General features: G+C 67.1%; 2 protein-coding genes. One reads left to right on the top strand and one right to left on the bottom strand.

The genetic code is table 11. The annotated features are described in order from the left end of the window. Positions 1-656, top strand: a 656-nt coding sequence (locus tag OXI49_14515; protein MDE2691725.1) for a M48 family metalloprotease, incomplete at its 5' end; no start/stop codon positions are given. A gap of 238 nt (positions 657-894) precedes the next feature. Here OXI49_14515 and OXI49_14520 read toward each other — a convergent pair. Further along, on the bottom strand, positions 895-2,130 hold the full coding sequence (locus OXI49_14520; GenBank protein ID MDE2691726.1) for a hypothetical protein: 1,236 nt from the start codon (positions 2,128-2,130) through the stop codon (positions 895-897). Between the last annotated feature and the right edge of the window lie 120 nt (positions 2,131-2,250).

The following is a 2,250-nucleotide window of genomic DNA, read 5'->3' on the forward strand; positions in this document are numbered from 1 at the left end:
TCTACATCGTGTTCTGGCTGGCGCACTCCTTCTTGGTGCCGTGGTTGACCTTCCTACGGTCGCCGTGCTTGGCCGAATCGCCCGAGTCGGGCGGTTTGCAGTCGTGGGTGGACGAGGTCATGGCCCGCCAAGGCAAGCGACCGGCTACCGTACGCGTTCACGAGGGCGGCCTCGTGAACGCGTTCGTCCTGTGGGGGATCCGCAACCCGTGGCTGCTGGTCGGCGAACGGCTGTTCACGGAGCTGTCGCTCGATGAGGTGCGGGCCGTGCTCGCGCACGAAATCGCCCACATCGTGCGAGGGGACCACGTGAGGTTGCTGTTCTCCGGAGTCGCGTGGGCCGCAGCGATCACCGTCTGCTCTCAACTCGTCATCGTTCCCCTCTTCGCTGCCGACCGGCCCGCGCTCGCCATTGCCGCGATCACGGTCTGCAACACGCTGTACTTTGTCGCGCTGGGCGTGATGATGCGCCGCGTCGAGCACGCCACCGACCTTCTGGCGGTCGATCTGCTCGGAGGAAGGGGCGAACCGCTCGCGTCGGCGCTGGAGAAGATGGCGTTGGTCAAGCGGGCGTCCGCGAAGCAGAAAGGCATGACGCACCCTTCGGTGCAGAATCGCGTGGAAGCGATTCGCGCCGTCTCCGAGGGGTCTGGGTAAGGTGGAAGTCGGCAGCGCGGCAGAGTGAGCCGCCCGTCCCCAAGTGCTGGTCGTTCCGGCGGTGTCCGGAGAAGCGTTTCGGCGGCTCCGCCGGGGCTGGCTAAGCCACTGTTTAGGTGGCTAAGCCAGCCGACGCGACGTTGAACATCGCGGCTGGCGAGGGGGGACGCTGCGCCCCCCTCAAACCCCCGGCAATTTCGCGCCCACCCGGAACATTTGGTGCGGGTCCGGGCGGAGTCTATCGTCGGACGGGCTGCGGTTCGAGCCGCCACACGTCAACGTGGTCCAGGTCCAAGTCGTCTTGGCGGATTGTCGCGACGTAATCGCCCCGGAAGACGGGGACGGTGCGCTCCTTGTAGGGAACCGCGGGAACCGTGCCGAGCAGCCTGCCCTCCGGATCGAAGAACTCCCAGCGGTTGCCGGCGGCGCGGATCACGTCGACCCAAAGCTGGCCGTCGGGCGCGATGAATATCTCGTCGATGAAGGGTCTGCGATCCGGCCGGGCGTAGCTTTGGCGGTTGCAGGAAGCGTCCGGTCTCCGCTCGCGAAGATCCTCGAACTCGGCACTTCCGGCTTCCCATTCCTCGTCCGGGACCGGTTCGGGCGGCAGGTCGCGCTCGATCACCCGCAGCGTGTCCCCGTCGGCGTTGGTGACTGCGATTCGGTAGAAGTACCCCCACGCGGAGTAGACAACCCCGCCGGATCCCGGATGCTGCACGAGCTTCGCCCCGACCGTGTGCGGGTAGTAGCCGAATCCCCCTTCCCACTCGCACGTGATTCCCGGGGTTGCGCCCGGTAGGCGGTCCGTTTGGACGGACAACCGGGGCAGGGTGTCTCCCGTGTCTCCGGTGCTGTGGTGGCCCACCCAGAGAGATTCGAGATCCGGACTCAGAGCATAGCGAAAGACCTCGTTTGGACCGACAGGATAGAACCGGAGCAAGGCGGGTGAGCCCGTCCAGCCCCCTGCCGTTTGCCTCTGGCCGAGCCACTGGCCTTCACCCGAAAACTCGCCAATGCGCCCTTGTCGCGGATCGAAGGTGAGAAGCCGGTCGCCGACCCAAGCCAGCGAATAGAGGCTCCTGAACTCGCCCGGTCCCTGGCCCTCGCGACCGAACGTGCGCACGTGCGCTCCATCAAAACCGAAGACGCGGACCTCGTGGTTCACCGCGTCCGCTACGAAGACGGTCTCATCGGGGCCGAGGGCGACCGCGCTGACCCTGCCGAACTCGTCGGGAGCGCCGCCCGTTTCGGTCAGCGATTCGGGTCCAATCGAGACGACCGGGAGCAGCTGCCACCGGGCCGGTGTGCCGGAGTTGGCAACGTGGATAACGCCAGCAACGGTATCGAACGTGGTGGTGAGGTCGTCGGGGGCGGAAGCGGGGTTCCGCTGATCGCAGGCGGTTGCCAGGGTTGCCGCGAAGAGAAGCGCAACCATCGCGGGGCTGCCGGGAAGTGACTGCGGGCGCGTGAGCATTCCTGCCTCGCTCGGTGGGGGGCGCAGGGTAGACCAAAGGTCGGCGGGGGCGGCGCGCCTCCGCAAGGTCGCCAGCGCTTGGTGGGTCGAGCGCGACCGTCGCGGCACGCAGCCTTCACG

This window comes from Acidobacteriota bacterium, assembly GCA_028875725.1.
Classification (GTDB): domain Bacteria; phylum Acidobacteriota; class Thermoanaerobaculia; order Multivoradales; family Multivoraceae; genus Multivorans.

Excerpts from the sequence above, each read along its gene's own strand:
- OXI49_14520 (MDE2691726.1), bottom strand. The coding sequence starts at position 2,130 with ATGCTCACGCGCCCGCAGTCACTTCCCGGCAGCCCCGCGATGGTTGCG.